This window comes from Amycolatopsis arida (assembly GCF_900115565.1).
Taxonomy (GTDB): Bacteria; Actinomycetota; Actinomycetes; order Mycobacteriales; family Pseudonocardiaceae; genus Yuhushiella; species Yuhushiella arida.
Genome location: NZ_FOWW01000006.1, coordinates 200,717 through 227,517 on the forward strand (window position 1 = coordinate 200,717; position 26,801 = coordinate 227,517).

Consider the following 26,801-nt stretch of genomic DNA (forward strand, 5'->3'; position numbering starts at 1 on the left):
TAATGCGCTACCACCATAATACTCCACAGGAAGGAGGAACTCCGAAATCATAACAGGAGGAAGAATGTCGCCAATGAGATCCAGCAGTCGTTGGTTAACCGCACTCGCATTGGCGGCGTCGACACTATTTCTCGGCAGCGAGGCATCAGCTTCGACTGAAAACAACACGACTTCGAGCAATGTGTCTGTTAGGACCGTTGGGGTAGTGGTGGGCAGAGGCCATGTGATCGAGGGTGCTGTGGATCAGGGGCAGGTATCGGCGGATGGTGGCGGCGAGCTTGACGAACTCGGGATGACGCCCCAGTCAGGCTGCGCCACCGCCGAGCCGAAACCACACCGATCCTGGCCCGCACACCGCCGCCCACAGCGCGAGCGCCGGCCCCGCTGCCCGGCCCGTGCCCGCAGCACCAGCCCCGACGAGCCGTCCTCACCCACCTCCTCCCAGCGACTCGACTCCACCACCGCGTCCTGGACCCACAGCAGGTCTCGTAATAGCCTCGTAGGGCACACGCCGTCCCGTCCATGATCGTTTCTGAGCTTCGCAACCCAGAAACGCAGACGGCACGGCGTGCACTTAATCGATCATGAACCCCGCTCAACCCAACGGGAGAAGGTCCTTATAAACACTTCAGTTGGTTGACATCATTGATGATATACCAATCGTGCTGCCCGTATCCGGATTTTATCCTGTAGCAGGCCCTCGGCCAGCTGAAATTGCAACCGACCCAGGTACCGTTGCCCGCACTATTGGTGTTGTTGTTCTGACAGCGGTAGGTGTCGCCGCCGACCACTTTCGTGAGCTGGCCTAGCTTGAAATAGCCGTTGGCGCTATCGCTGCGAACGTAGATGGCTTGCCGGTCGAAACGAACGCACGCTGTAACCCCTTTTTGTGGGATGACGCAGTCCATGTTGGATCCTGAAGAGCCGTTGAATACATGGTCGTGGGAAACATTATACCCATGCTTCCATTGCAGGGGTCCCGCAGCCGCGGGGGAGATCGTACTGCGAAACGCTGGCGCGGCCGTGCGTACAATCCACATAAAGGACCGTACGGGCTGTTCGCATCAATCTGGTTCAAGTGCACCCTGCATTGAACGGGCGAACCACCATGATCTCTACCAATTTATCTCATCAAGAAGTCCCCCCTCCCGAAAAACCTCTCCCAAGGTTATAGCGGCTTACCCTATTTCCTACACGACTACGGAGCCGAGGACAAGACCCCCGGCCCGCTGCCCGGCCCGTGCCCGCAGCACCAGCCCCGGCAAAGTCGCGTGGGGGCTGGTCGGACCGGGTCAGGTCGATTCAGCTTCAGGAGTCGTTGCGGCGGAAGAGTTTGTTGCCGAGCCAGACGAGGGGGTCGTAGCGGCGGTCGACGACGCGCTCCTTCATCGGGATCAGGGCGTTGTCGGTGATGTGGATGTTCTCCGGGCACACGTCGGAGCAGCACTTGGTGATGTTGCAGTACCCGAGGCCGTGCTCGGTCTGCGCCTGGTTGCGCCGGTCGGCCACGTCCAGCGGGTGCATCTCCAGCTCGGCGATCCGCATCAGGTAGCGCGGCCCGGCGAACGCCTCCTTGTTCTCCTCGTGGTCGCGGATCACGTGGCAGGTGTCCTGGCACAGGAAGCACTCGATGCACTTGCGGAACTCCTGCGAGCGCTCGACGTCCTCCTGCTTCATCCGGTACTCGCCGGGCGCCAGCTCCGGCGGCGGCGCGAACGACGGGATCTCCCGCGCCTTCACGTAGTTGTACGACACGTCGGTCACCAGGTCCCGCACCACCGGGAAGGTGCGCATCGGCGTCACCGTGACCACCTCGTCCTCGGTGAACACCGACATCCGGGTCATGCACAGCAGCCGCGGCTTGCCGTTGATCTCCGCCGAGCACGAGCCGCACTTGCCGGCCTTGCAGTTCCACCGCACCGCCAGGTCCGGGCACTGGGTGGCCTGCAACCGGTGGATCACGTCGAGCACCACCTCGCCCTCGTTGACCTCGACGGTGTAGTCGGCCAACTCCCCGGACCCGGCGTCGCCACGCCACACCCGGAACCGCCCCTGGTACGCCATCTCAGGCCTCCTGCCTCGCCGGGTGCGCGGCGAGCTCCTCGTCGGTGTAGTACTTCTGGAGCTCCTCCAGCTCGAACAGCTCCAGCAGGTCCGGCCGCATCGGCTCCTGCTGCCGCACGTCGACCGTGACGTCCGGGATCGCCGCGTCCGCCGGGGAGTTTGCCGCGACCGAGCAGGCCAGCAACCGGTTGCGCCACGCCGAATCGAGCTGTGGATAGTCGTCCCTGGTGTGCCCGCCGCGGCTCTCGGTGCGCATCAGTGCCGCCTTCGCCACGCACTCGCTGACCACGATCATGTTCCGCAGGTCGATGGCGAGGTGCCACCCGGGGTTGAACTGCCGGTGCCCCTCGACCGTGACGTCGCGGGCCCGCTTCCTGATCTCGGTCAACCGCTCCAGCGCCTGCTCGATCTCCTCCGCCCTGCGGATGATGCCGACCAGGTCGTTCATCGTCTGCTGCAGCTCCATGTGCAGCGTGTACGGGTTCTCCCCCGCACCCTCCGCCGGCGGGTCGAACGGCGCCAGCGCCGCCCGCGCGGCCGCCTCCACCGCCGACTCGGCCACCGCCGGCCGCTGCCCCAACGACTCCACATAGGACGCCGCGCCCAGCCCGGCGCGCCGGCCGAAGACGAGCAGATCGGACAGCGAGTTGCCGCCGAGCCGGTTGGACCCGTGCATGCCACCGGAGCACTCACCGGCCGCGAACAGCCCCGGCACGCTCGACGCCGCGGTGTCCGGGTCGACCTCGATCCCGCCCATCACGTAGTGGCAGGTCGGCCCGACCTCCATCGGTTCCCTGGTGATGTCCACATCGGCCAGCTCCTTGAACTGGTGGTACATCGACGGCAGCTTGCGCTTGATCTCCTCGGCGGACAGCCGGCTGGCGATGTCCAGGAACACCCCGCCGTGCGGCGAGCCGCGCCCCTCCTTGACCTCGGTGTTGATCGCCCGCGCCACCTCGTCCCTCGGCAGCAGGTCCGGAGTGCGCCGGTTGTTGTCCGGGTCGGTGTACCAGCGGTCCGCCTCCTCCTCGCTGTCGGCGTACTGGCCCTTGAACACGTCCGGCACGTAGGAGAACATGAACCGCTCGCCGTCGGCGTTCTTCAGCACTCCCCCGTCACCGCGCACGCCCTCGGTGACCAGGATGCCCTTCACGCTCGGCGGCCAGACCATCCCGGTGGGGTGGAACTGGACGAACTCCATGTTGATCAGCTTCGCCCCGGCCCGCAGCGCCAGCGCGTGCCCGTCCCCTGTGTACTCCCAGGAGTTCGAGGTGACCTTGAACGACTTGCCGATACCGCCGGTGGCGAGCACCACGGCCGGCGCCTCGAAGAGGACGAACCGGCCGCTCTCCCGCCAGTAGCCGAACGCCCCGGCGATCCGGCCGTCCTTTTTGACCAGCTCGGTGATGGTGCACTCAGCGAACACCTTGAGGTTCGCCTCGTGGTCACCGTGCTCGGCGAAGTCCTCCTGCTGCAGCGAGACGATCTTCTGCTGCATGGTGCGAATCAGCTCGAGCCCGGTCCGGTCGCCGACGTGCGCCAGCCGCGGGTAGGTGTGCCCGCCGAAGTTGCGCTGGCTGATCCGGCCGTCCGGGGTGCGGTCGAACAGCGCGCCGTAGGTCTCCAGCTCCCAGACCCGTTCCGGGGCCTCCTTGGCGTGCAGCTCGGCCATCCGCCAGTTGTTGAGGAACTTGCCGCCGCGCATCGTGTCGCGGAAGTGCACCTGCCAGTTGTCGTTGGCGTTGGCGTTGCCCATCGAGGCGGCGCACCCGCCCTCGGCCATGACGGTGTGTGCCTTGCCGAACAGGGACTTGCACACCACCGCCACGCGCAGCCCACGCTGCCGTGCCTCGATCACCGCGCGCAGGCCCGCGCCGCCGGCACCGATCACCACGACGTCGTAGCCGTGCCGTTCGACCTCGGTCATGAAGTTGCCACCTCGAGAAGGATCGCTGGGGTTGTTCGGAACGTGCGTGGCCGGCTCGGTCGACTCAGTTGACGAACCGCAGGTCGGCGATGGCGCCGCTGGCGACCAACCACACGTAGAGGTCGGTGAGCACCAGGGTGGCCAGGGTCACCCAGGCGAACACCATGTGCCGGTTGTTCAGCCGGGTCACCTGCGACCACATCCAGTACCGCACCGGATGCCGGGAGAAGTGCTTCAGCCGGCCGCCGACCACGTGCCGGCAGGAGTGGCAGGACAGCGTGTAGCACCACAGCAGCACGACGTTGACCAGCAGGACCACGTTGCCCAGCCCGATGCCGAAGCCCCGTTCCCCGCCGAAGGCGAGGATCGCGTCCCAGGTGTTGATCAGCGCGATGACCACCGCGGCGTAGAAGAAGTATCGGTGCGAGTTCTGCACGATCAGCGGCAACCGGGTCTCCCCGGTGTACTTCCCGTGCGGCTCGGCCACCGCGCACGCCGGCGGCGACAACCACACCGACCGGTAGTAGGCCTTCCGGTAGTAGTAGCAGGTGAGCCGGAACAGCAGCAGGAACGGCAAGGACAGGAACGCCAGCGGGATGATTCCCGGCAGTTCCCCGATCGGGGTGCCGAAGTGCGCCGAGCCCGGCACGCACGAGTCGCTCAGGCAGGGCGAGTAGAACGGCGTGAGGTAGTGGTGCTCGGCGACGTAGTAGTGCTCGCGGGTGAACGAGCGGAACGTCGCGTAGATGACGAACACCGCCAGCCCCAGCGTGGTGAGCAGTGGCGGCAGCCACCACCGGTCCGTCCGCAGCGTGCGGGCGCCGATCCGCGCCCGCGCCGGCGTGCCGACTCCGGTGCTCGTCCGGCCCGCCACGCTGCCGACCGGCCGGCTCACCGCTGGTGACGCTGGTAGCCGCCAACGCCTTCGTCGTCGGCGTCCCGCCAGAGCGCCGGGTCGTACGGGGTGTCCGGCACGACGACGACGTTGGCGCGGTCCACCGGCTTGGGCTGCGCGGGCACCGGGGGCGTCTCGTCCAGCTCGCCGGCGTCGATGTCCAGCCGCTCGACGTCGTTGACCAGCCGCCGGACGGCCGGCGCCTCGCCGTACCGCGCCCGCAGCGCGCCGACGCACTGCCGCAACTGCCCGATGGTTCGTCGCAGTTCGGTGATTTCGGTGGCGGTCATCGGATACCTCCGAGTCAGTTCGTCCGTCGGGCGTGCCGTTGTGGTGGGCTTGTGCCGAGTGGTGGGCGGGGTCGGCGCCGCCGTACTGCCCGACTCTGCCCTTCCGTGTGCACTGTGACAAGTAGCACACGCGCCGTTTCGCGGGTGATCGGGGTCACGTTTCTCGATCATCTGTATCGATTTTGATTCGAGCTCCGCCGCGAGGTAGCGTGTCGAACGTCCCACCAGCGACGCCAGCGCCGCCGTCCGCCGGGCCACCCTCCGCCGACCTCCCCGAAAGGCCAGGCATGACGGAACCCCGCACGGACCACCTCCACCCGGTGCTCGCCGAGGTCACCGCGCGCGTCGCGGCGCGCAGCACCCGGACCCGGACCGCCTACCTCGACCGCGTGGCCGCGGCCGCCGCCGAGGGCCCCGCCCGTGCCGGGCTGGCCTGCAGCAACCTCGCCCACGGCTTCGCCGCCTGCTCGGGGCCGGACCGGCTGGCGCTGCGCGGGTCGATCAGACCGGGCATCGCCATCGTCTCCGCCTACAACGACCTGCTCTCGGCGCACCAGCCGCTGCACGAGTTCCCTGGGTGGCTGAAGGAGGCAGCCCGCGCGGCCGGCAGCGTCGCCCAGTTCGCCGGCGGTGTCCCGGCGATGTGCGACGGGATCACCCAGGGCCGCGCCGGGATGGAGCTGTCGCTGTTCAGCCGGGACGTGATCGCGATGGCCACCGGGGTGGCGCTGTCGCACGAGATGTTCGACGGCGCGCTGCTGCTCGGGGTCTGCGACAAGATCGTGCCCGGCCTGCTGATCGGCGCGCTGTCCTTCGGTCACCTGCCGGCGATCCTGGTGCCCGCGGGGCCGATGCCCTCGGGGCTGCCCAACGCGGAGAAGGCGAAGGTGCGCCAGCGCTTCGCCGAGGGCAGGGCCGACCGGGAGGAGCTGCTGGCCGCCGAGTCGGCGTCCTACCACTCGCCGGGGACCTGCACGTTCTACGGCACCGCCAACTCCAACCAGCTCGTCGTGGAGCTGATGGGGTTGCACCTGCCCGGCGCGAGCTTCGTGCCGCCCGGCACGCCACTGCGCCGCGCGCTCACCGAGGAGGCCGGCCGGCGGATCGTCGAGCTGACCCGCGGGCGGGAGTACACCCCGCTGGCCGAGGTGGTCGACGAGCGGGCCGTGGTGAACGGGGTCGTCGCGCTGCTGGCCACCGGCGGGTCGACCAACCACACGATGCACCTGGTGGCGATCGCCGCGGCCGCCAGGATCCAGCTCACCTGGGACGACTTCGCCGACCTGTCCACGGTCGTCCCGCTGCTGGCCAGGATCTACCCCAACGGCACCGCCGACATCAACCACTTCGCCGCCGCCGGCGGAGTGCCGACGCTCGCCGGCACGCTGCTGGACGCCGGGCTGCTGCACCCGGACGTGCGCACGGTCGCCGGCGACGGGCTGCACCGCTACCGCCGCGAGCCGGTGCTCGACGGCGATCGACTCACCTGGCGGGAGGTGCCGCCGCGCAGCCTCGACGAGGAGGTGCTCCGCCCGGTGGACCGGCCGTTCGCCCCCGACGGTGGGCTGCGGATGGTGTCCGGCAACCTGGGCCGCGCGGTGATCAAGGTGTCGGCCGTGGCGCCGGAGCACCGGGTGGTCGAGGCACCGGCGCGGGTGTTCACCGGGCAGGAGGAGTTCACCGCGGCGTTCCGCGCCGGGGAGCTCGACCGCGACGTCGTGGTGGTGCTGAGGCACCAGGGACCGAGGGCCAACGGGATGCCCGAGCTACACGGGTTGACCCCGGCGCTCGGGGTGCTGCTGGACCGTGGGCACCGGGTCGCGCTGGTCACCGACGGGCGGATGTCCGGCGCGTCCGGCACGGTGCCCGCGGCGATCCAGGTGACGCCCGAGGCCGCGACGGGCGGGCCACTGGCGAAGGTGCGCGATGGGGACGTGGTGAGGCTCGACGCCGGCGCCGGCCGGCTGGAGGTGCTGGTCGACCCGGCGGAGCTGGCCGCGCGGCCCCTGGTCGACGGCCCGCCGGACGACACGGCGTGGACCGGCACCGGGCGGGAGCTGTTCGCCGCGCTGCGCCGCGTGGTCGGCCCGGCCGACCACGGAGCGGGCGTCGTCGGCCCGGTGCCGGCCCCCGCGCCGCTGGGCCCGGACCGGGACCTGGCGCCGACGAAGGCAGTGGAGGTGGGGCGATGACCGGGACGATGCCGGCGGCGGAGCTGCTGCGGCTCTCCCCGGTGATGCCGGTGGTGGTGCTGGACGACGCCGCACGCGCGGTGCCGATGGCCGAGGCGCTGCTGGCCGGCGGGGTCCGGGTGGTGGAGCTGACCCTGCGCACGCCCGTCGCGCTGGCGGCGGTCGAGCGGGTGGCGGCGGCCGTGCCGGACATCGTGGTCGGCGCCGGCACGGTCACCACGCCGGAGCAGGCGCGGCGAGCCGCCGACGCGGGAGCCCGCTTCCTGGTCACGCCGGGCAGCACCGACGCCGTACTCGACGCGGCCGACGCCACCGGGCTGCCGTACCTGCCCGGCGCCGGCACGGTGTCCGAGGCGATGCGGCTGGCCGAGCGCGGCCGGACCGAGCTCAAGCTCTTCCCGGCCGAGGCCGCCGGCGGTATCGCGTTCCTGCGCTCGGTCGCCGGCCCGCTGCCCGGGCTGCGGTTCTGCCCCACCGGCGGCATCACCGCCGCCACCGCACCCGGCTACCTGGCCCTGCCGAACGTCGGGTGCGTGGGCGGCTCCTGGCTGACCCCCCGGGACGCGCTGGCCGCCGGGGACTTCTCCCGCGTCACGGCGCTCGCGAAGGAGGCCGCCGCGCTGCGCCCGTGACCCCACGCACCGGGTGTGTCCGCGCTCCACGACCACGTAACGGCGCCGTGCGGCGCGGACACGCGCGCACAGACCGCGGACACACGTACACAGACCGCGGACACACCTAGGGCGGCACGCTCGCCTACCAGGTGACCGTCGCCGACCGGCTGCGGGTGCTCAACCGCCGCGCCCGGCACGCACCGCTACCTCGAGCGCGCGCTGGAGCACTCGACCGGCCACCGGTCGTCGTGCCGTCGCACCACGACGACCTGGCGACGCGGCTGGCCGCCGGACCCGCGGTGCGCGCCGACCTGCTGGCCGAGTTCACCCGCACCGTGGCCGCGGCCAGCCCGGGCAGCACGGTGCTGGCCCCGGAGCACCTGGGGACACTGCGGCTGTGACGGTCAGGTGGTGTAGGCGGAGTTGAGCCGGACGTAGCCCTCGGTGAGGTCGCAGCCGTACACCGTGAAGGAGCCGTCGGCGATGCCGAGGTCGATCTCGATCACCACCTCCGGTCCGCGCAGGTACTCGGCGAGCGTGCCAAGTGCGACCTCGCTGGGGTTGGCCCGCGCGTGACGGGTGGCGCCGGTGGCTGACCGCGCCCGGTGGGCCCCACGCCCCAGAGAAAGAATGCGCTACAGATCTCTCGAACTCCATTTCGGAAAGCCCCCAGCGCCTTAATCCCGTGCCCGGTCTCCAGCGTCCATCGCCCCGGAGTGCGATTCAGACAATATAGGAAAATGCGGAGCCGCACTCGGTGGAACGCAGGCTGCCGAATAACCGTTCGGCCCAGCCCGATCGTGTCATGCACCAACAAGTCGCACAGCCGGAAGCATCATTCCCAGAAACCGGAAAGGTCGGATCATCCGTCGTGTTACCGTCCGCTACCGGTGGAGCCGATCCAGAAACCGCCGGGCCGCGGCCAGCGCCAGGCTGACGTCGTTGCCACCGTCCTCGACGAACACCGCGAAGGCGACGTCGCCCTGCCAGCCGACGAACCAGCTGTGGCTGCGTGGCGGGGTCTCGGTTCCGTACTCGGCCGTGCCGGTCTTGCCGTGCAGCGGCCCACCGGGCGCCCCGTTCAGCGGGCGGGCCGACCCGCGGGTGACCACCTCCCGCATGGCGGTGTGCAGGGCGCGGACCGCGGCCTGGTCCAGCTCCGGACCGTCGGCTGCCGGCGCGGCCGGCGCCGGGTCGGTGACCAGTGCGGGCTGCCGCCACGTCCCGCGAGCCACCCCCGCGGTCGCCGCGGCCATGGCCATCGGGCTGACCACGGTCCTGCCCTGACCGAACGCGGCCGCGGCCTGCTCCACGGCCCCGCCATCCGTCGCGACCGACCCGGTGTGCACGTCGATGCCGAGGTCCCACCGCTGGTCGATGCCGAGCGTGCCCGCGGTCCTGGCCAGCCCGTCCGGCCCGAGCTTCGGCGCGAGCAGGGCGAAGGCGGTGTTGCACGAGTGGGCGACCGCGTCCCGGAACGTGGCGTTGTCGAGCCCGCCGTTCCAGGCGTTCTTGAACACCCGTCCCTCGACGTTCACCGTCGCCGGGCAGGGCACCGGTGTGTCGAGGTCGACGGCGCCCGATTCGAGCAGGCTGAGGCCGCTCACCACCTTGAACGTCGAGCCAGGGGGCACGTGCGCGTCCATCGCGAGGTTCTGCGCGCCCGCGCTCGGCGAGTTCGCGACCGCGAGCACCGCGGAGTCGGAGATCCGGACGGCGACGATCGAGGCCTTCTTCTCCCCCTCGGCGACGGCCCCGTCCGCCGCGTTCTGCACCTTCTGGTCCAGTGTGGTCCGCACGGGCGCGCCCGGCCGGCGCTCGGCGCGGAACAGCTCGCGGCCCGACCCCTCGGCGGTGACCGTCACGGCGGGCGCGCCGCGCAGCCGCTCGTCGTAGCGTCCCTGCAGCCCGTTGTGTCCCTTCTCGTCACCGACGGCGAACACACCGGGAGCGGCGTCGATGTCCTCCCTGGTGACCGGGTCCACGGTGCCCAGCAGCGCCCGCGCGAAGTCGCGGCTGGGCGCGAGCACCCTGGTCTCCTCGCGGAACACCGTGCCGGGAAGGTCGTGGATCGCGTCCCGGACCTCGAGGTATCGCTCCTTGCGCAGGGTCACCACCGAGAGGAACACGTCGGGGCCGGCCTCGCCGATCCTGTCCGGCAACCCCGTGGTGTCCACGCCGTCCGCCGCGAGCGCGGCCCCGAGGTCGGCGGCCAGCCGCTCGGCCGACTCGACCTTGCCGGGTTGCACCCCGACCACGACCACCGGCCGCGGCTCGGTGATCGGCTTGCCGCCACCGTCGAGGATGGCCGCGCGGCTGTCGTCGTCGCGGCGCAGCGCCAGCCGGTCGCCGGGCGCGAGGTCCGGCTGCACGGTGGTCGGCGACCACTCGACCCGCCAGTCGTCGCCGGCGCGGGCCAGGGTGACGGTGGTCTGGTACTCCCAGCGCACGGTCGGGGCAAGGGTCCAGGCGACCGTCACCGGCGCGGTCGCCCTGTCACCGTCCACGTCGACCTCGCCCGCGGGGTTCAGCTCCGGGGCACGCGCGCCGAGACCGGAGGTGAGCTCCCGGTACTCGGCCTCGTGACCGGGCACCACCCCGCCGCGCCACGAGGTGAGGAACGCCTCCAGCGACCGCGTGGCGGCGTCGGTGTCGCCGTCGTCGCACGCGGTGAGCAACGCGCCGGCCAGGAGCACCGGAAGGCAGCGGGTGGCGATCCGCCCGGATCGACGACCCGGAAGGGTGGCCGTCATCGATTCGTCTCCCCTTTCCCCCCGGGTCCCGATCACCGGCCCGGCAATGCCACGAGCTGTCACTGAGCCGTCGCCCGACCGTCGGTGACCACCGGCGCGAGACCCCCGGGGACGGTACCGGCTCGGAATGGTGATGGCCAGCGTGCCACCCCGGCGGCACAACGGCTCGGCACTCGGGTATCTGAACAGTTATGTGTCTTCGCCGCGACGGATGCGCATGATCTTGGCCCGGTGATTTCGGGTTCCTCTGCGCAACAGGGGTGGAGGACTCGACGGTGAACGGGTCCTCCCGCGCGCCAGGAGCCGAGGAACGGGCCGATGCCATCGGGAGGCTGCTCGAGGAAGGACCGGGCGAAGTGCTGTTCCGGCTCCACGTGTTCCCTGGCCGTGAGCAGGTTTACGATTCGGCGCATCCGGCGCTCGACGAGGGTCTCCCGGCCATCCCCTGGCGGGGACGTTCTCTGACCTCGGCCACTGTCGGCTCCTCCTGGGCTCCGGCGCCACGACAGGTCGGGCGAGGCAGCAGGAGGGGCCCGCGGAGGTCCACGCACAGCTCGCCGAGGGAGGGCGCACAGCGACGTTCCCGGTGCCGCCCACCCGGTGCACTACGCTCGGCCCGATGTCGATGCCCGACCGGTCGGCGGCGCCGATCACCTCCGCCGAAGCCGACCCTGCGGCGGGCCGGATGGCCGAGCTGTGCCGCACCCAGGCGGAGCTGTGCGCGCGACTCGGGTCGGAGCTCTACGCCGGGCTCCTGGCGCGGTGCGCCGAGGACGTCGCGGCGAGGGGTCCGGTGTGGACGGTGTTGCGCGACCTCGCCGGCTGCCCCGCGGAGTTCTACCCCGCGCTGCGGTTGCTCGGCTCGGTGCACCGGCTCGTGCTCGACGGTCGGGCCCCCGTGCTGGCCGCGCACTACCCCTCGGTGGGTGGGCGGCCCGGCCCCGGACTGTGGGAGGCGTTCCACACAACGGTGGTGGACCGGGCCAGCGAGCTCGCCGGGCTGGTCACCAAGCCGCCGCAGACCAACGAGGTGGGCCGCTCCGCCGGCTTGCTCGGTGGCTTTTTGCTGGTCGCCCGCGAGACCGGGCTTCCACTGCGGCTGCTGGAGATCGGGGCCAGCGCCGGGCTGAACCTGGGCTGGGATCGGTACCGGTACGAGTCGGGAGGCTGGTCGTGGGGCGATCCCGCCTCCCCGGTGCGGATCACCGGCCTGTTCACCGGCGCCACCCCGGCCGGCGCCCCGGTCACCGTCGTGGAGCGGCTCGGGTGCGACCTGAACCCGATCGACCCCCGCACCGAGGACGGGCGGCTGACGCTGCTGTCGTACGTGTGGCCCGACCAGACCGACCGGTCGACCGGCTGCGCTCCGCCGTCGACGTCGTCCGCGGCCTGGCGCCGGGGGTACGGGTCGAGCGGGCCGGCGCCGTCGACTGGTTGCGGGAGCACCTCGCGTCCCCGCGGCCCGGCACGGCCACCGTGGTCTTCCACTCGATCGTGCTCGGCTACCTCGCCGACGCCGACCGCCGCGCGCTCGGCGAGGTGATCGCGGAGGCGGGGCGGCGGGCGAGCACCACCGCCCCGCTGGCGGTGCTGTCGTTGGAGCCGGTCGGCGACCGGTTCGAGGTGCGGTTGCGTGGCTGGCCCGGTGGCGGTGACCGGCTGCTCGCGCTGGCCGACGGCCACGGCCTGCCGGTGCGGTGGGTGGCCGGCGTCCCGTGACGGTCGCGCGAACCCGCATACCTGGGGAGCACGCACAACCGAAGGGCGCCGAGGGCAGCGGACATGCCGTTACGCCGCGGACCGGGCGGGCCGCGTGGGCGGTCCTCCTCCCGACGGAGGTCCGGGTCGAGTGGGGTGGGTGGCATGGGCGTAGCGCTGAACGGCAAGGTCGCGTTCGTCACTGGGGCGGGCTCCGGGTCGGCAGGGCCAGCACGGGCACTGGCCGCGGAGGCGCCTCGGTGGCCGTCGCCGATCTCGGGACGGACCGCCTGTTGGCGTTGCGCGACGAACTGGAGGGCGGCGGCACCTAGGTGCACGTCGTCACGCTCGACGTCACCGACGAGCCGGCCGGCCGCGCCGCCACCCAGTCTACTGTAGACATGTTCGGCCGGCTGGACGTGCTGGTGAACTGCGCCGGCATGATGCTGCTCGCCCCGGTGCTGGAGGCCGACACCGCGGACTGGACCCGGATGATCAACATCACGTGCTCGGCCTGATGTACCTGACCCATGCGGCACTGCCGCACCTGCTCGACAGCCGGGGCACGGTCGTGCAGCTGTCCTCGATCGCCGCGCGGACGATGGGCAGAGCGTGCGGGTGGCGGTGTGGTCGGCGGCAGAGCGGGCCCGGTTGCGCATAGCGTCCGGCCGAATGCGGATAACCGGGGCCGAACTCCGGTGCGGCCCGTCATCGGCGACGCGTCCGCGGCCCGCGGGGCGGGTTGCCCGGATGCCGCGGCGGCGCGGCCGGCGCCGACGCGGCACCCGCCCGCCCGGCCACCGGCCCGCGCGCGGCGAGACCTGGCATGCGAGATCGGGTACGCCGAGTCGGCGAACGCGCCCGTTGCCCTCACCCCGGCACGACCCGCCGCCGCTCCGGTGCGCTCACCCGGCGCCGAGGCGCTCCGGAAAGGCCGTCCGCCGTCGGCGCGGTCGTGGTGCGCTTCAGCCGAGACGGAGGTGGCCGACGGCGACCAGCGCGTCGACCGCCTCGCGGACGGCTTCCAGCGACGTGTAGCGGGGTTCGAAGCCCAGCAGCCGGCGGGCCTTCTCGATGGCGCAGTGCGGGCTGTGCGCCAGGTGGTCGTACGTGATGCGGGCGTCCTCGGGGTCGGCGCCGCCGCGCCACTGCTCCCAGGGTTGGAACTCCAGCGTGGCGGGGCGGCCGAACCAGGCGGCGACCGCCTCGGCGTAGCCGCGCAGGGTCAGCGCGGTGGCGGCCACCGCGTGGAAGCTCTCGCCGACGCTCACCGCCCGGTTGGCCAGCGCGGCGACGAACATCCGCGCGACGTCGTCGGCGTGGACGTGCTGGACGGTTTCCATTCCGTGGTTGGGCAGCGGCAGTGGTCTGCCGTCGGCGAGCCGCTGGAAGACGTCCGGGTTGATGTTGCCCGCGGGGTTGACCGGCGCCCAGCCGGGGCCGGTGATGTGTCCGGGGTGGACGACGGTGGCCGGGAAGCCGTCGAGCTGGGCCTGGCGGTGCAGGTATTCCTCGATGGCGGCCTTGTTCCTGCCGTACTCGGCGATGGGGCGCCGCGGCCCGTCTTCCGCGGTGGGTACCACGGTGCTGGGGCCGTGGACCCAGATCGTGCCGCAGTGCAGGAAGTGGCGGATCCGGCCGCGGAGGGCGTCGACGAGCTGGCGGGCGCTGGGCGGGGTGAAGCAGATCAGGTCGATCACGGCGTCGGGGGCGAGGTCGGCGACGCGGGCGCCGAAGGTTCCCTCGGCTTCCGCGGTGTCGCGGTCGATCGGGACGGTGGTCACCTGCCGCCACGCGCCGTGCCCGGTGTAGGGCTCGCGCCGGGCGCGGCAGACCACGACGACGTCGTGCCCGGCCGCGACCAGCCGCGGGACGAGGTAGGTGCCGATGTGCCCGGTCCCGCCGAGTACGACAACGCGCATGGCCCGATCCTAGGGCGGTGCGAGGCCTTTCGGTGCCCCGATGGGCACCGGCACGGAGCACCTTTAGGTCGAGCGCGCGGGTGATCGTGTCCGCCTGGCGCGGGCCGGAGGTGGGGAACCCGACACGCACGCCCGAGCCCGCGAGCGCGGCGAGCTCGGCCAGCAGCTCGCCGTCGGTGAACAGCGGACTGTCCGGGGTGAGCGAGGGCACCTGGTACGGCGAGATCGCGTCGCCGAGCAGGTGCCGGCTCTCCCGCCACTGGGCGCGGAACCGCCGCGCCGAGTGCTCCTTCTCCTCGTGCACCGCCGCGTCGAGCCGCCACCCGCCGACGTCGGCGTAACCCCACCCGCGCGGCGCCCCCGGCTCGAGGCCACGGCGAGGCCCCGGAGCCGATAATGGTCCCGCAGCCCGCCCGAGCGGCCACCGCGCCCGCGGCCCCGCCGATACCGCCAGCAAGAAACCCACCCCACCACCGGCGGCGATCACCCGCGCCGAGGAACCCCATCCGCACGCCAGACCACCCACATCCGCGGCAAGCCAGGCCAATGCCAGGTTCGGACGACCGCGGGACGCTCGGCCGTCCGTCCACTCCGGTCCACTGAATTACCGGCGCCATCCCGTAGGGTGGCGCGGCCACCGGGCTCGCGGCGGTCGCTTCGTACCCCGGTCGGCCGGCGGTGCCGTGATGCCTCGAGGTGCCCGGTCGGCGGTGGTTCGACGTGTCCCGCCGGGCGAAGTTGGCTACTGTGTTCGCGGTTGGTGGCGTCGGCCGTCGTCGGCGAACGTGTCGTTCCGAGGGAGTGACCACGGTGACCTGGGAGTGGTTCACCGACCCGGACTACTGGGCGTCCCGGCTGCTGTTCCAGCGGATGCTCGCCGCCATCTACCTCGTCGCCTTCGTGTGCGCCGCCCGGCAGTTCCGGCCGCTGCTCGGCGAAAGGGGTATCACCCCGATCCCGCGCTTCGTGGCGGCCACGCCGTTTCGCGCCGCGCCGAGCATCTTCTACCTGCGCTACTCCGACCGGCTCTTCGCCACCGTGGCGTGGACCGGCGCGGCGCTGTCCGCGGCGCTGCTGCTCGGGCTCGCCGACTCCGCACCGGTGTGGCTGTCGATGCTGCTGTGGGCCGTGCCGTGGGTGCTGTACCTGTCGATCGTCAACGTCGGGCAGGTCTGGTACGGCTTCGGCTGGGAGTCGCTGCTCGCCGAGGCCGGGTTCCTGGCGATCTTCCTCGGGCCGGCGGACACCGCGCCGCCGGTGCTCGTGCTGTGGCTGCTGCGCTGGCTGCTATTCCGCGTCGAGTTCGGCGCGGGAATGATCAAGATGCGCGGCGACCGATGCTGGCGCGATCTGACGTGCCTGTACTACCACCACGAGACCCAGCCGATGCCCGGCCCGCTCAGCTGGTACTTCCACCACCTGCCCAAACCCCTGCACAAGGTCGAGGTGCTGGCGAACCACTTCGCGCAACTGGTCGTGCCGTTCGCGCTGTTCGCGCCGCAGCCCGTCGCGTCGGTCGCCGCCGGGGTCGTGATCGTCACCCAGGGCTGGCTCATGCTGAGCGGCAACTTCGCGTGGCTGAACGCGCTGACCATCACGCTGGCGGTGCCGGTACTGGACGGGCGGCTGGTGGAGCGGGTGCTGCCGGGATCACGGCCGGAGCTGACCGAGCCGCCGGGGTGGCAGCTGGTGCTGGTGGTGGCGCTGACCGTGCTCGTGACCGTGCTGAGCTACCGGCCGGTGCGCAACCTGGTGGCGCGCCGCCAACTGATGAACTACAGCTTCACCAGCCTGCGCCTCGTGAACACCTACGGCGCGTTCGGCGGGATCACCCGCCGGCGACACGAGGTGATCATCGAAGGCACGGACGACCCGGAGATCACCCCGGGCACGGTATGGCGGGAGTACGAGTTCAAGGGCAAGCCCGGCGACCCGCGGCGGCGGCCGCCGCAGGTGGCGCCCTACCACCTGCGACTGGACTGGATGCTGTGGTTCGTCGGGATCTCCACGCACTACGGCCGGACGTGGCTGCCCGGCCTGGTGGCGAAGCTGCTCGCCGGCGATCGGGCGACGCTGCGCCTGCTCCGGCGCGACCCGTTCCCCGGTTCGCTGCCGACCTTCGTCCGGGCCCGCCTGTTCACCTATCGCTTCACCACGGCGCGCGAACGGCGCGAGACGGGCGCCTGGTGGGTCCGCGATCCCGGGCCGACGATCGTCCGCCCCTGCCGGCTGTCCCCGGACGGCACGCCCGAGCCCGTCGCCTGAACCGCCGCCACGAGCCCCGTTGGCAAGGGGTGGCCGGGCAACGAGCCGGCGGCCAGATCGCGACGCGGCCGGCCCCGCGCTCGAGTGGCACCCCTGTCAAGCCCGGCGTGTCGAGCGGCGCCGGGAAGCCACCCCACGCACCAGCACCCCTCCGGCCCGACGCCATCAGCCAACCCACCGTCAGGAACGGCGAACACGATGACGCGGGCGGCGAACACGCCGCCGGGAACCGCAAACACGGCGAGGGCGGGCGGCGAACACGGCGACGCCAAGCGCAAACACGCGTGCGCTCGCGGTCCTGGTCAGTCCGGGGGTGCGTCGTCGAGGGGGGTGGTGTCGGCGCCCGCGGCGGCCAGCTCGTCGCGCACCACCCGGTACGCCAGGCCCTGCGGGTATCCCTTGCGGCCGAGCGTCCCCAGCAGCCGGCGGATCGCGGTCTGCTCGTCCACGCCACCGAGGGCACGGAGCCGCTTGCGGACCAGCTCCCGTGCCCGCTGCTCCTCGGCGTCGCGGTCGACGGCCTCGGCCGCCCGCGCCGCGACCGCACCGTCCACACCCTTGCGTCTCAACTCGGCGACGAGCGCGGTCCTGGCCAAACCCTGGTGGGTGTGCCGGGACCGCACCCACATCTCGGCGAAGGCCGCGTCGTCGACCAGTCCCGCGTCGTCGAGCTTGCCGAGCAGGGTCTCCCGGGTGTCCTCGTCGAAACCCTTACGGCGCAGGGCCTGCCGCAGCTCGTCCTTGGTCCTCGGTCGCGCCGCGAGCAGGTCGAAGCAGATCGCCTTGGCCCGTTGCAACGGCGTGCGCTCCGCACCGGCCTTCCCTGAGCCGGACCCCGCCCCGGTGCGCGCCGCCAGCGACCCCGCCACGGCGCCGGACCCCGCGACAACCGGCTCTCGATCGGCGGACTCCGGAACAGCGGACTCCGAAGCCATGGACTCCGGAACAGCGCACTCCCGTTCCCGAGCCACGGACTCTGGAACTGTGGGCTCCGGAGCCACGGACACTGGGACAGCGGGTTCTGACGCGGGAGGCTGCGGCGTGCCGGGGCCCGCGGTGGGCGACATCGCCTCGGCCGGCGGGGCCTCCACGGCGCCCGTCGCACCACCACCCGGCTCACCGCGGCCGGCCCCACCGCGGCCGGTCCCACCGCCGCTGGTCTCGCCGACCTCCGGCACGCCGGGCGGTCCGGACGCCCGACCCGTCTCCGAACCCACAACCGGTGAGTCCCTCACCCGAGCATCACCCCACCCCCTCGGTCACCATGGCGGGCACGGGGCGGCCCGGCCCGCCGCTCCCACCGACCGGGCCACCCGCGGTCCGCCTCACCGCCTCACCTCGGAACCCGACTCAGAAGTCGACCGGCGCCGGAACGGTCTCCTCGGCGTCGAGCTTGGCGCCGATGCCGAGCTTCTCCTTGATCCGCTTCTCGATCTCGTTGGCGATGTCGGGGTTGTCGCGCAGGAACTTCCGCGCGTTCTCCTTCCCCTGCCCGAGCTGGTCGCCCTCGTAGGTGTACCAGGCACCGGACTTGCGCACGATGCCCTGGTCGACCCCCATGTCGATGAGCGAACCCTCGCGGGACACGCCGTGGCCGTAGAGGATGTCGAACTCGGCCTGCTTGAACGGCGGGGCGACCTTGTTCTTCACGACCTTCACCCGGGTGCGGTTGCCCACCGGCTCGCCGCCGTCCTTGAGCGTCTCGATCCGCCGCACGTCCAGCCGCACCGACGCGTAGAACTTCAACGCCTTCCCACCGGTGGTGGTCTCCGGCGACCCGAACATGACACCGACCTTCTCGCGGAGCTGGTTGATGAACACCGCCGTGGTGCCGGAGTTGTGCAACGCGCCGGTGAGTTTGCGCAGTGCCTGGCTCATCAGCCGCGCCTGAAGGCCGACGTGCGAGTCACCCATCTCGCCCTCGATCTCGGCCCTCGGCACCAGCGCCGCCACCGAGTCGATCACCAGGATGTCCAGCGCGCCGGAGCGGATCAGCATGTCCGCGATCTCCAACGCCTGCTCCCCGGTGTCCGGTTGGGACACCAGCAGCGCGTCGGTGTCCACGCCGAGCGCCTTGGCGTACTCCGGGTCAAGCGCGTGCTCGGCGTCGACGAACGCCGCGATGCCGCCGGCACGCTGCGCGTTGGCCACCGCGTGCAGGGCGACCGTGGTCTTACCGGAGGACTCCGGGCCGTAGATCTCCACGATCCGGCCGCGGGGGAGCCCGCCGATGCCGAGCGCGACGTCGAGCGCGATGGCACCGGTCGGGATGACCTCGATCGGCGCGCGCCCCTCGTCGCCGAGGCGCATGACCGAGCCCTTGCCGTACTGCTTGTCGATCTGGGCGAGGGCGAGCTCGAGCGCCTTGTCCTTGTCCGGTGCTGCTGGCATTGGATCCACCTCGTCGATAGGAGTCGAAGGAGCCCGTGGCGGGCCCGGTCGGAAGCCTGTGTGCGGTTGTCGATCGGTCGGGTCCGACGTTACGGGCGGGGTCCGACAGTTCGGTGTGCGAGCGCCGAATCTGGGGATGGTTGACCCCGATGTGGACAACACGATAGACGAACAGATGTTCGAGGTCGAAACTGACACACCGGGCGGGTAGGGTTTTTCGGCTCCGCGCTCAGCGCCGCTCGGGCGGCACGTCGAACTCGGCGCAGACCTCCTGCCAGACCTCCTTGGCGGAAACTCCGCCGGCCAGTGCCTGCTCCACGGTGCGCCCGCCGAGCCCGCTCAGCACGTAGTCCCTGCTCAGCGTCTCGGCGCGCACGGCACCGAACTCCTCGGCCATCATCCGCCGGAATACCGTGATTCGCACACCCCGAGGGTACGGACCGCCCGCCCACCACCGGCGCCGGGCGGCTCGGGCGGATACGGTGGGTGGCATGGTGACGGTGGACCTGCCCTCGTGGGCCCCGGTGGCCCTCAGCCTCGCCTCCATCGCGGTGGTGGCCGCCGCGCTGGTGGTCGTGATCCGGATGTGGCGGAACAACCGCGACCGCTGAGCTACTCGCCCGGCTGGATGCTCTGCTCGAAGTAGTCGGCCAGCGCGGCGGGGCTGGTCGCGGACTCCTGCCCGGTCGTGTTGACCTGGTAGATGAACCCGACCAGCGGCCGGTCCGCCACGCGGAACACCAGCACCGAGGAGTCCCGCCCGCCGGCGGCGAAGTACCGGCCGGTCAGCCCGTTGCCCTTCCAGTCCGCCTGCACGACCTCACCCCCGCCGGTCCGGTCGAGCAGCCCGTTGGTGTACTGGGTGAGGTCGTCGACCGAGCTGCCGTGCAGGTAGGTCACCTGCGCCCCGGCCAGTCCCGGTGTCGAGCAGGTCACCGAGACGCCCAGCGCCTCGGCGTCGGCGGCCGCGGCGGGACCCGTGCCCATGCCGGGGCCGCAGGTGTCGTCGTCGGCGACCCCGCCGGCGAGCTGACGCAGGCAGCCGGTGAAGCCCCGCTCGTCGGGCTGCCCCGGCTGCCGGCACTCCTCGGCGGTGTAGGTGGGTGTCGTCAGTGCCCCCGACGGCAGCAGCCACACGGCGAGGCCGGTCCCGACCAGCAGCACGACCGCCGCCGCGACCCCGGCCAGCAGGCCGCGCCGGCCCCGCCGCGGGGTGCCCTCCGCCTTCGGGTAGCTGGGAAAGCTCGCCGGCGGCGGAGGCGGTACGACCGCCGGGGTCGGCGCCGGGTAGCCACCGTAGCCGGCGGGCGCGGGGTGCGGCCCGGTCTGGCGCGCGGCACCGGCCGCGACCGGGTGGGCGACGTTCTGCGTGCGCATGCTGATGCCGTCCGCGGTGACGTGGTGGGCGCCCATCGCCACGGCCGTCTCCGGCTGGTCCAGGCTGGTCGGCACCACGCCCAGCTTCTCCGCGATCATGGTGCCGACCAGTGGCAGCCGGCTCGACCCACCGACGAGGTAGATGCCGGCGAGCCGGTCGGGGGCGAACCCGGCCGAGTGCACGGTCCGGCCCAGCAGCTCGACGCTGCGCAGCAGCGCGGGGCGGACCAGCGCCTCCAGCTCGGCCCTGGTGACCAGCACGTCGGTGAACGGCTCGGGCATCGGCACCTCGGTCTGCGGGTGTCGGGACAGCGTCTCCTTCGCGTCCTTGACGTCCTCCTGCAGCGCCCGCCGGGTGCGCCGGTCGGCCGTCGACTCCCGGCGCAGCAGCCGCTGCCAGCGCTGCGGGTCGCGATGGGACACCTCGCGCCCGACGTGCACCAGCAGCGCCTGGTCGACGTCCAGCCCGCCGAGGTCGGGCAGCCCGTCCTCGGCGAGCACGGTGAAGCCGTTCTGGGTCGCGCCGACCACGGCGACGTCGAAGGTGCCGGCGCCGAGGTCGTACACCGCCAGCGCCTGGCCGGGCGCCAGGGTCCGGCCGGGGAACGACGCGAAGTGCGCCGCCGCCGCCACCGGCTCCGGGACCAGCGAGAGCGCCGCGCCCATGCCGGCCAGCCGGGCCGCGGACAGCAGGACGTCGCGCCGCACCGGACCCCACTGCGCGGGGTGGGTCAACCGCACCTCGTCCGGCTGCTCGCCGCCGAGCTGCCGGGTCGTCTCGTCCAGCACCCGGCGCAGCACCGCCGCGAGCGCCTCGTTGACCGGCACCACGTCGTCGCCGAGCAGGAGGGTCTGCTCGTCGACCCGCCGCTTGGGGTTGGGCTCGAATCGGGTGGGGTCGAGCCGGGCGCGCCGCTCGGCGTCCCGGCCGACCATCAGCCTGCCGTCCTCCTCGGCGAACACCGCGGACGGCATGGTGGCCGCGCCGTCGACCTCGACCACGCGCGGCGGCTGCCCGTGCGCGGACAGCACCGCGACCGTGTTCGAGGTTCCGAGATCCACCGAAAGGACCCGCACAGCTCTCCCCTTGTCCGTGTCGGTCGCGCCGATCACCGGCCGCGTGACGCTGCCGGTGATGCTGCCATGCCGATGGTCCCGAGGTGGACGGAACCCGGAGGGTCGGCGGCAACCGTAGAGTGGCCCGATGGGATGCCGGATCAGCGAGTTGGTACTGGACGCGCGCGACCCCGAGCGGTTGGCCGGGTTCTGGTGCGAGGTGCTCGGGTACGTCGTGCTCGGCACCGAGGACGGCGACGTGGAGATCGGGCCGCCGGGGGTCGGGTTCGGCGGCCCGCAGCCGACGATCGTGTTCAACCGAACCGACCGGCCGAAGCGCGGACAGCTCCCGCTGCACATCGATGTCAGCCCGGTCGGTTGTGACCAGGAGGCCGAGTTCGCGCGGCTGCTCGCCGCGGGCGCGACCCGGGCCGACGTCGGGCAGACCGGGCGGGAGTCGTGGCACGTGCTGGCCGACCCGGAAGGGAACGAGTTCTGTCTGCTCCGCACCCCGCTGGAACCGCTGGACTCGCGGTGACGTCGGTGGCGGCTGTCGTGATCGCCGCATGCGGGTCGAGGAGCTGGAGCTGCGGCGGAACTGGGTGCACGGCTGGGCGGTGCCCGCGGCACGCCGCCGCCGGTGGCGGAACTTGACGGGTACCGCGTCGATGTGGGCGCAACCGGGCACCGGGTCCGGCGGGAAACTGTCGGTGCCCTGACGCACCATGGACGGCGTGGGTGACGTGCTCGACCTGTTCTCCCCCGCCACCAGGGACTGGTTCGCGGGGGCGTTCGCCGCGCCCACGGCCGCGCAGGAGGGCGCGTGGCGGGCCGCGCACGCGGGCGAGCACGCGCTCGTCGTGGCGCCCACCGGCTCCGGCAAGACGCTGGCGGCCTTCCTCTGGGCGCTCGACCGGCTGGCCGTCGCCGGGCCGCCGGCCGACCCCACCCGGCGGTGCCGGGTCCTCTACGTCTCCCCGCTGAAGGCGCTGGCGGTGGACGTGCAGCGGAACCTGCGCGCCCCGCTGGCCGGCATCTCCCAGGCCGCCCGCCGGCTCGGTGACATCCCGCCGGACATCACCGTCGGCATGCGCACCGGCGACACCACCGCCGCCGAGCGCCGCTCCTTCACCCGCACCCCGCCGGACGTGCTGGTCACCACCCCCGAGTCGCTGTTCCTGCTGCTCACCTCCGCGGCCAGGGAGTCGCTGCGCGGCGTGCGGACGGTGATCGTCGACGAGGTGCACGCCGTCGCCGGCGGCAAGCGGGGCGCCCACCTCGCGCTGTCCCTGGAACGGCTGGACGAGCTGCTCGACGGCGGCCCGGCCCAGCGCATCGGTCTGTCCGCGACCGTGCGGCCGGTGGACGAGGTGAGCACGTTCCTGGCCGGCGGCCGGCCGGTCCGGGTGGTGCAGCCGGCGCTGCGCAAGACGGTCGAGGTGCGGGTCGAGGTCCCGGTCGAGGACATGGCCGAGCTGGACGCGCCGGCCCCGGATCCGCCACCACTGCCCACCGAGGACGGCGGGGACGGCGGGGACGGCGCCTACCCGGAGCTGCCCATCCGCCGGCCGTCGATCTGGCCGGCGGTCGAGGCTCGGGTGCTCGAGCTCGTCCGGCGGCACCGGTCCACCATCGTGTTCGCCAACTCGCGGCGGCTCACCGAGCGGCTCACCGCCCGGCTCAACGAGCTGGCCGCCGAGCAGACCGAGCTGCGCGCCGACCAGCGGTACCCGGCGGAGGCGATCGGCGAGTCCGGGCTGACCACCGGCGCGGCGGCCACCGTCGCCAAGGCTCACCACGGCTCGATGTCCCGGGAGCAGCGCACCCTCGTCGAGGAGGAGCTGAAGTCCGGCCGGCTGCCGTGCGTGGTGGCCACGTCGTCGCTGGAGCTGGGCATCGACATGGGCGCGGTCGACCTGGTGGTGCAGATCGAGGCCCCGCCGACGGTCGCCTCCGGGCTGCAGCGGGTCGGCAGGGCGGGCCACCACGTGGGCGCGGTGTCCTCCGGGGTGATGTTCCCGAAGTTCCGCGGCGACCTCGTCTCCTGCGCGGTGGTGGCCGAGCGGATGGCGGCCGGCCGGATCGAGGCGGTGCGCTACCCGCGCAACCCGCTGGACGTGCTCGCCCAGCAGATCGTGGCGATGGTCGCGGTCGAGCCGCGCACGGTGGCCGAGGTGGCCGCCACGGTCCGCCGCGCGGCGCCGTTCACCGCGTTGCCGGACGACGCGCTGCACGCGGTGCTCGACATGCTGGCCGGGCGGTACCCGAGCGAGGAGTTCGGCGAGCTGCGCGCGCGGATCACCTGGGACCGGATCACCGGGGAGCTGCGTGGCCGGCCCGGCGCGCAGCGGCTGGCGGTCACCTCCGGGGGCACGATCCCCGACCGCGGCCTGTTCACCGTGACCACGCCCGGCGAGGAGGGAGCCGGCGGCCGCCGGGTCGGTGAGCTGGACGAGGAGATGGTCTACGAGTCCCGGGTGGGCGACACGATCCTGCTCGGCACCTCGTCCTGGCGGATCACCGACATCACCCACGATCGGGTGATCGTGGTGCCGGCGCCGGGCGAGCCGGCGCGGATGCCGTTCTGGAAGGGCGACGCCCCCGGCCGGCCGCTGGAGCTGGGCCGGGCGCTCGGCGCGTTCGTGCGCGAGGTGACCGTCGCGGACGCCGGGACGGCGCGGGCGCGGGCCGCCGCGGCCGGGCTGGACGAGCGGGCGTGCGACAACCTGCTCGGCTACCTCGCCGAGCAGCGGGCCGCGACGCGGCACGTGCCCACCGACCGCACGGTGCTGCTCGAACGGTTTCGCGACGAGTTGGGTGACTGGCGGGTGGTGCTGCACTCGCCGTTCGGCGCGCAGGTGAACGCGCCGTGGGCGCTGGCGATCGCGGCCCGGTTGCGCGAGCACCGCGGGGTCGACGCGCAGGTCGCCCACTCCGACGACGGCATCGTGCTGCGGCTGCCGGACGCGGTCGACGCCGACGGCGCCGAGGTCGCCGTGGGTGTCGACGACGTGCTGCTCGACCCCGACGAGGTGGAGCAGCTGATCGTCGGTGAGGTCACCGGGTCGGCGCTGTTCGCCGCGCGGTTCCGCGAGTGCGCGGCCCGCTCGCTGCTGCTGCCCCGCCGGGACCCGCGTCGGCGCACGCCGCTGTGGCAGCAACGGCAGCGCGCCGCCCAGCTGCTCGGGGTGGCGGCGAAGTACGAACGGTTCCCGGTGGTGCTGGAGGCCATGCGGGAATGTCTGCAGGACGTCTACGACGTGGGCGGGTTGCGCGAGCTGATGGTTGAGGTGCGAGCGCGGCGGGTGCGCGTCGTGGAGGTGGAGACGCCGGCGGCGTCGCCGTTCGCCCGCAGCCTGCTGTTCGGCTACGTCGGGATGTTCCTGTACGAGACGGACGCGCCGCTGGCCGAGCGGCGGGCGGCCGCGCTGGCGCTGGACACGACGCTGCTGGCGGAGCTGCTCGGCACCGAGGCGATCCGGGAGCTGCTGGACCCCGACGTGGTGGCCGACGTGGAGCGGTCGCTGCAGCGGCTCGATCCCGACCGACAGGCCAGGGGGATGGAGGACGCGGCGGACCTGCTCCGCTTCCTCGGAGACCTGTCCGTGGCCGAGGCCGCCGAGCGCGGGATCCGCGCCGAATGGCTGACCGAGCTGGTTGACCAGCGGCGGGCGATCCCGGTGCGCATCGCCGGGCGGGAGCGGTACATCGCGATCGAGGACGCCGGGCGGGTGCGCGACGCGCTCGGCGTGGCCCTGCCGGTCGGGGTGCCGGAGGTGTTCACCGAGCCGGTGGCCGACCCGCTCGGCGACCTGTTGGCCCGCTACGCCCGCACCCACGGCCCGTTCCCGGCGGTGGAGGCGACCGAACGGTTCGGCCTCGGCCAGGCGGTGGTCACCGGTGTGCTCGACCGGCTGACCGCCGAGGGCCGACTGGTGCGCGGCGAGCTGAGTCCGGTCGGGTCGCCGCACCTGCGGGAGGCCGGCAGCGTCGAGTACTGCGACGCCGGGGTGCTGCGGCGGCTGCGGCGGGCGTCGCTGGCCCGGCTGCGGGCCGAGGTCGAGCCGGTGGAGCCGGCGGCGCTGGGCCGGTTCCTGCCCGCGTGGCACGGCATCGGGGCGCGGATGCGCTCGGCGCCGATGGCCGACGACGTGCTCGGCGTGGTCGACCAGCTAGCTGGCGCGCCGCTGCCAGCCAGTGCGCTGGAGTCGCTGATCCTGCCCAACCGGTTGCCCGGCTACCACCCTGCGCTGCTGGACGAGCTCACCACGGCGGGCGAGGTCGTCTGGTGCGGGTGCGGGGCGCTGCCCGGCGGCGACGGGTGGGTGGCACTGGCCGGCGCCGACGTGGCCGACCTGCTGCTGCCGGAGGTCGACGAGGAGGCGCCCGCCGGCCCGCTGCACGAGGCGGTCCGGTCCACGCTGGCGGGCGGCGCGCTGTTCTTCCGGCAGCTGGTCGACCGGGTCACCCCGTTGGTCGACTCGCCGGTCACGGACGGGGACGTGGTCGCGGCGCTGTGGGATCTGGTGTGGGCCGGGATGGTCACCAGTGACACGCTGGCCCCGCTGCGCGCCCAGGTGTCCGGCCGGGGCGCGGCGCACAAGCCGCGCCGCGCGGCGCCGCGGGGGCGATACGGCCGGCTCCGCGCGGGCCGCCCGGCTATGCCGTCGCGCACCGGGCCACCGACCGTCGCCGGGCGGTGGACGCTCACCCCCGACCGCGAGCCGGACCCCACCCGGCGCACCCACGCCAGGACGGAGGCGTTCCTGGAGCGCCACGGCGTGCTCACCCGCGGCGCGCTGGACACCGAGCGGGTCACCGGCGGGTTCTCCGGGATCTACAAGGTGCTGCGCGGCATGGAGGACGCCGGGCACGTGGTCCGCGGGTACGTGGTCGAAGGGCTGGGCGCGGCGCAGTTCGCCGCGCGGGGCGCGGTGGACCGGCTGCGCGCGCTGGCCGACGTGGCCGGGCCGCGCCGGGAGCAGGCCGCCGTGGTGCTGGCGGCCACCGATCCCGCGCAGCCGTACGGGGCCGCGCTGCCGTGGCCGCCGGTGGTGGGCGAGACCAGGCACCGGCCCGCGCGCAAGGCCGGCGCGTTGGCGGTGCTGGTCGACGGGGTGCCGGCGTTGTACGTCGAGCGCGGCGGGCGGTCGCTGCTGTCGTTCACCGAGGACGAGGAGGTGTTGCGGCAGGCGGCGCGGTCGTTGTCGACCGCGGTGCGGGACGGCTGGCTCGGCCAGCTCGCGGTGCGGCGCGCCGACGGGGAGCACGCCCTGACCTCCGAGCTGGCCGAGATCCTGCGGGAGGTGGGCTTCCGGGCGACCCCCAAGGGCCTGCGCCTCCGCGCCTGACCCGCC

The 26,801-nt window shown here is 72.8% G+C and carries 20 protein-coding genes and 2 pseudogenes; 9 read left to right on the forward strand and 13 right to left on the reverse strand.

Going from position 1 to position 26,801, the window contains the following annotated elements:
• Window positions 1-617: 617 nt before the first annotated feature.
• From BM051_RS28565 to BM051_RS18555, 5 genes are all read right to left on the reverse strand, one after another.
• The gene (locus tag BM051_RS28565; protein ID WP_134045972.1) at window positions 618-908 is read right to left on the reverse strand and encodes a hypothetical protein; all 291 of its coding nucleotides are present in this window, start codon (window positions 906-908) and stop codon (window positions 618-620) included.
• 400 nt (window positions 909-1,308) lie between these two features.
• Window positions 1,309-2,064: a succinate dehydrogenase/fumarate reductase iron-sulfur subunit gene (locus BM051_RS18540; RefSeq protein ID WP_092531651.1), complete on the reverse strand. Its 756-nt coding sequence runs from the start codon at window positions 2,062-2,064 to the stop codon at window positions 1,309-1,311.
• Between the two features lies 1 nt (window position 2,065).
• The gene (locus tag BM051_RS18545; RefSeq protein WP_092531654.1) at window positions 2,066-3,991 is read right to left on the reverse strand and encodes a fumarate reductase/succinate dehydrogenase flavoprotein subunit; all 1,926 of its coding nucleotides are present in this window, start codon (window positions 3,989-3,991) and stop codon (window positions 2,066-2,068) included.
• A 64-nt stretch (window positions 3,992-4,055) separates the two neighbouring features.
• Window positions 4,056-4,886, reverse strand: coding sequence for a hypothetical protein (locus tag BM051_RS18550; RefSeq protein ID WP_092531657.1), 831 nt, complete (start codon window positions 4,884-4,886; stop codon window positions 4,056-4,058).
• Window positions 4,883-5,176, reverse strand: coding sequence for a hypothetical protein (locus BM051_RS18555; protein WP_092531660.1), 294 nt, complete (start codon window positions 5,174-5,176; stop codon window positions 4,883-4,885). The genes BM051_RS18550 and BM051_RS18555 overlap by 4 nt, the downstream gene beginning before the upstream one ends.
• A gap of 287 nt (window positions 5,177-5,463) precedes the next feature.
• Between BM051_RS18555 and edd the strand changes: the two genes are divergently transcribed.
• The 3 genes from edd (at window position 5,464) to BM051_RS18570 (ending at window position 8,383) form a co-directional block, all read left to right on the forward strand.
• Window positions 5,464-7,368, forward strand: coding sequence for a phosphogluconate dehydratase (gene edd / locus BM051_RS18560; protein WP_092531663.1), 1,905 nt, complete (start codon window positions 5,464-5,466; stop codon window positions 7,366-7,368).
• 8 nt (window positions 7,369-7,376) lie between these two features.
• Window positions 7,377-8,000 carry a bifunctional 4-hydroxy-2-oxoglutarate aldolase/2-dehydro-3-deoxy-phosphogluconate aldolase gene (eda, locus tag BM051_RS18565; RefSeq protein ID WP_092532155.1) on the forward strand — a complete coding sequence of 208 codons (624 nt, stop codon included), beginning with the start codon at window positions 7,377-7,379 and terminating at the stop codon, window positions 7,998-8,000.
• Window positions 8,001-8,131: 131 nt separating this feature from the next.
• Window positions 8,132-8,383, forward strand: a complete 252-nt coding sequence (locus tag BM051_RS18570; RefSeq protein WP_092531666.1) for a hypothetical protein — start codon at window positions 8,132-8,134, stop codon at window positions 8,381-8,383.
• Window positions 8,384-8,386: 3 nt separating this feature from the next.
• Here BM051_RS18570 and BM051_RS30365 read toward each other — a convergent pair whose 3' ends face one another.
• Both BM051_RS30365 and BM051_RS18580 read right to left on the reverse strand, forming a co-directional pair.
• A complete protein-coding gene (locus BM051_RS30365) occupies window positions 8,387-8,614 on the reverse strand; it encodes a bifunctional ornithine acetyltransferase/N-acetylglutamate synthase (protein WP_208325887.1) in 228 nt (75 codons plus the stop codon).
• A gap of 252 nt (window positions 8,615-8,866) precedes the next feature.
• On the reverse strand, window positions 8,867-10,735 hold the full coding sequence (locus BM051_RS18580; RefSeq protein ID WP_092531669.1) for a penicillin-binding transpeptidase domain-containing protein: 1,869 nt from the start codon (window positions 10,733-10,735) through the stop codon (window positions 8,867-8,869).
• 685 nt (window positions 10,736-11,420) lie between these two features.
• Between BM051_RS18580 and BM051_RS18585 the strand changes: the two are divergent.
• Window positions 11,421-12,454: pseudogene (locus tag BM051_RS18585) on the forward strand (DUF2332 domain-containing protein).
• 311 nt (window positions 12,455-12,765) lie between these two features.
• Window positions 12,766-12,951 carry an SDR family NAD(P)-dependent oxidoreductase gene (locus BM051_RS29435; protein ID WP_218151699.1) on the forward strand — a complete coding sequence of 62 codons (186 nt, stop codon included), beginning with the start codon at window positions 12,766-12,768 and terminating at the stop codon, window positions 12,949-12,951.
• Between the two features lie 447 nt (window positions 12,952-13,398).
• Here BM051_RS29435 and BM051_RS18600 read toward each other — a convergent pair whose 3' ends face one another.
• Both BM051_RS18600 and BM051_RS29990 read right to left on the reverse strand, forming a co-directional pair.
• The gene (locus BM051_RS18600) at window positions 13,399-14,355 is read right to left on the reverse strand and encodes an NAD-dependent epimerase/dehydratase family protein (protein WP_092531678.1); all 957 of its coding nucleotides are present in this window, start codon (window positions 14,353-14,355) and stop codon (window positions 13,399-13,401) included.
• A gap of 58 nt (window positions 14,356-14,413) precedes the next feature.
• Window positions 14,414-14,821: pseudogene (locus BM051_RS29990) on the reverse strand (aldo-keto reductase family protein); the annotation flags it as partial.
• A 344-nt stretch (window positions 14,822-15,165) separates the two neighbouring features.
• Between BM051_RS29990 and BM051_RS18610 the strand changes: the two are divergent.
• Window positions 15,166-16,620 (forward strand): lipase maturation factor family protein, encoded by a 1,455-nt coding sequence (locus BM051_RS18610; RefSeq protein WP_092532158.1) that lies wholly within the window; start codon window positions 15,166-15,168, stop codon window positions 16,618-16,620.
• Between the two features lie 302 nt (window positions 16,621-16,922).
• On the opposite strand, the gene BM051_RS18615 is transcribed toward BM051_RS18610, so the two are convergent.
• From BM051_RS18615 to BM051_RS18630, 4 genes are all read right to left on the reverse strand, one after another.
• Entirely contained in the window at window positions 16,923-17,417 is a 495-nt protein-coding gene (locus tag BM051_RS18615; RefSeq protein WP_243859369.1) for a regulatory protein RecX, read from the reverse strand.
• A gap of 553 nt (window positions 17,418-17,970) precedes the next feature.
• Window positions 17,971-19,011, reverse strand: coding sequence for a recombinase RecA (gene recA / locus BM051_RS18620; protein ID WP_092531684.1), 1,041 nt, complete (start codon window positions 19,009-19,011; stop codon window positions 17,971-17,973).
• Between the two features lie 229 nt (window positions 19,012-19,240).
• Window positions 19,241-19,435, reverse strand: coding sequence for a DUF3046 domain-containing protein (locus BM051_RS18625; RefSeq protein WP_092531687.1), 195 nt, complete (start codon window positions 19,433-19,435; stop codon window positions 19,241-19,243).
• Between the two features lie 188 nt (window positions 19,436-19,623).
• Window positions 19,624-21,465 carry an Hsp70 family protein gene (locus BM051_RS18630; protein WP_092531690.1) on the reverse strand — a complete coding sequence of 614 codons (1,842 nt, stop codon included), beginning with the start codon at window positions 21,463-21,465 and terminating at the stop codon, window positions 19,624-19,626.
• Window positions 21,466-21,592: 127 nt separating this feature from the next.
• Between BM051_RS18630 and BM051_RS18635 the strand changes: the two genes are divergently transcribed.
• From BM051_RS18635 to BM051_RS18640, 3 genes are read left to right on the forward strand one after another with little or no spacing between them, the layout of a single operon-like run.
• Window positions 21,593-21,982, forward strand: coding sequence for a VOC family protein (locus BM051_RS18635; protein WP_092531693.1), 390 nt, complete (start codon window positions 21,593-21,595; stop codon window positions 21,980-21,982).
• 28 nt (window positions 21,983-22,010) lie between these two features.
• Window positions 22,011-22,163 carry a hypothetical protein gene (locus tag BM051_RS28570; RefSeq protein ID WP_177216965.1) on the forward strand — a complete coding sequence of 51 codons (153 nt, stop codon included), beginning with the start codon at window positions 22,011-22,013 and terminating at the stop codon, window positions 22,161-22,163.
• A gap of 6 nt (window positions 22,164-22,169) precedes the next feature.
• On the forward strand, window positions 22,170-26,795 hold the full coding sequence (locus BM051_RS18640; RefSeq protein ID WP_092531696.1) for an ATP-dependent helicase: 4,626 nt from the start codon (window positions 22,170-22,172) through the stop codon (window positions 26,793-26,795).
• Window positions 26,796-26,801 lie beyond the last annotated feature (6 nt).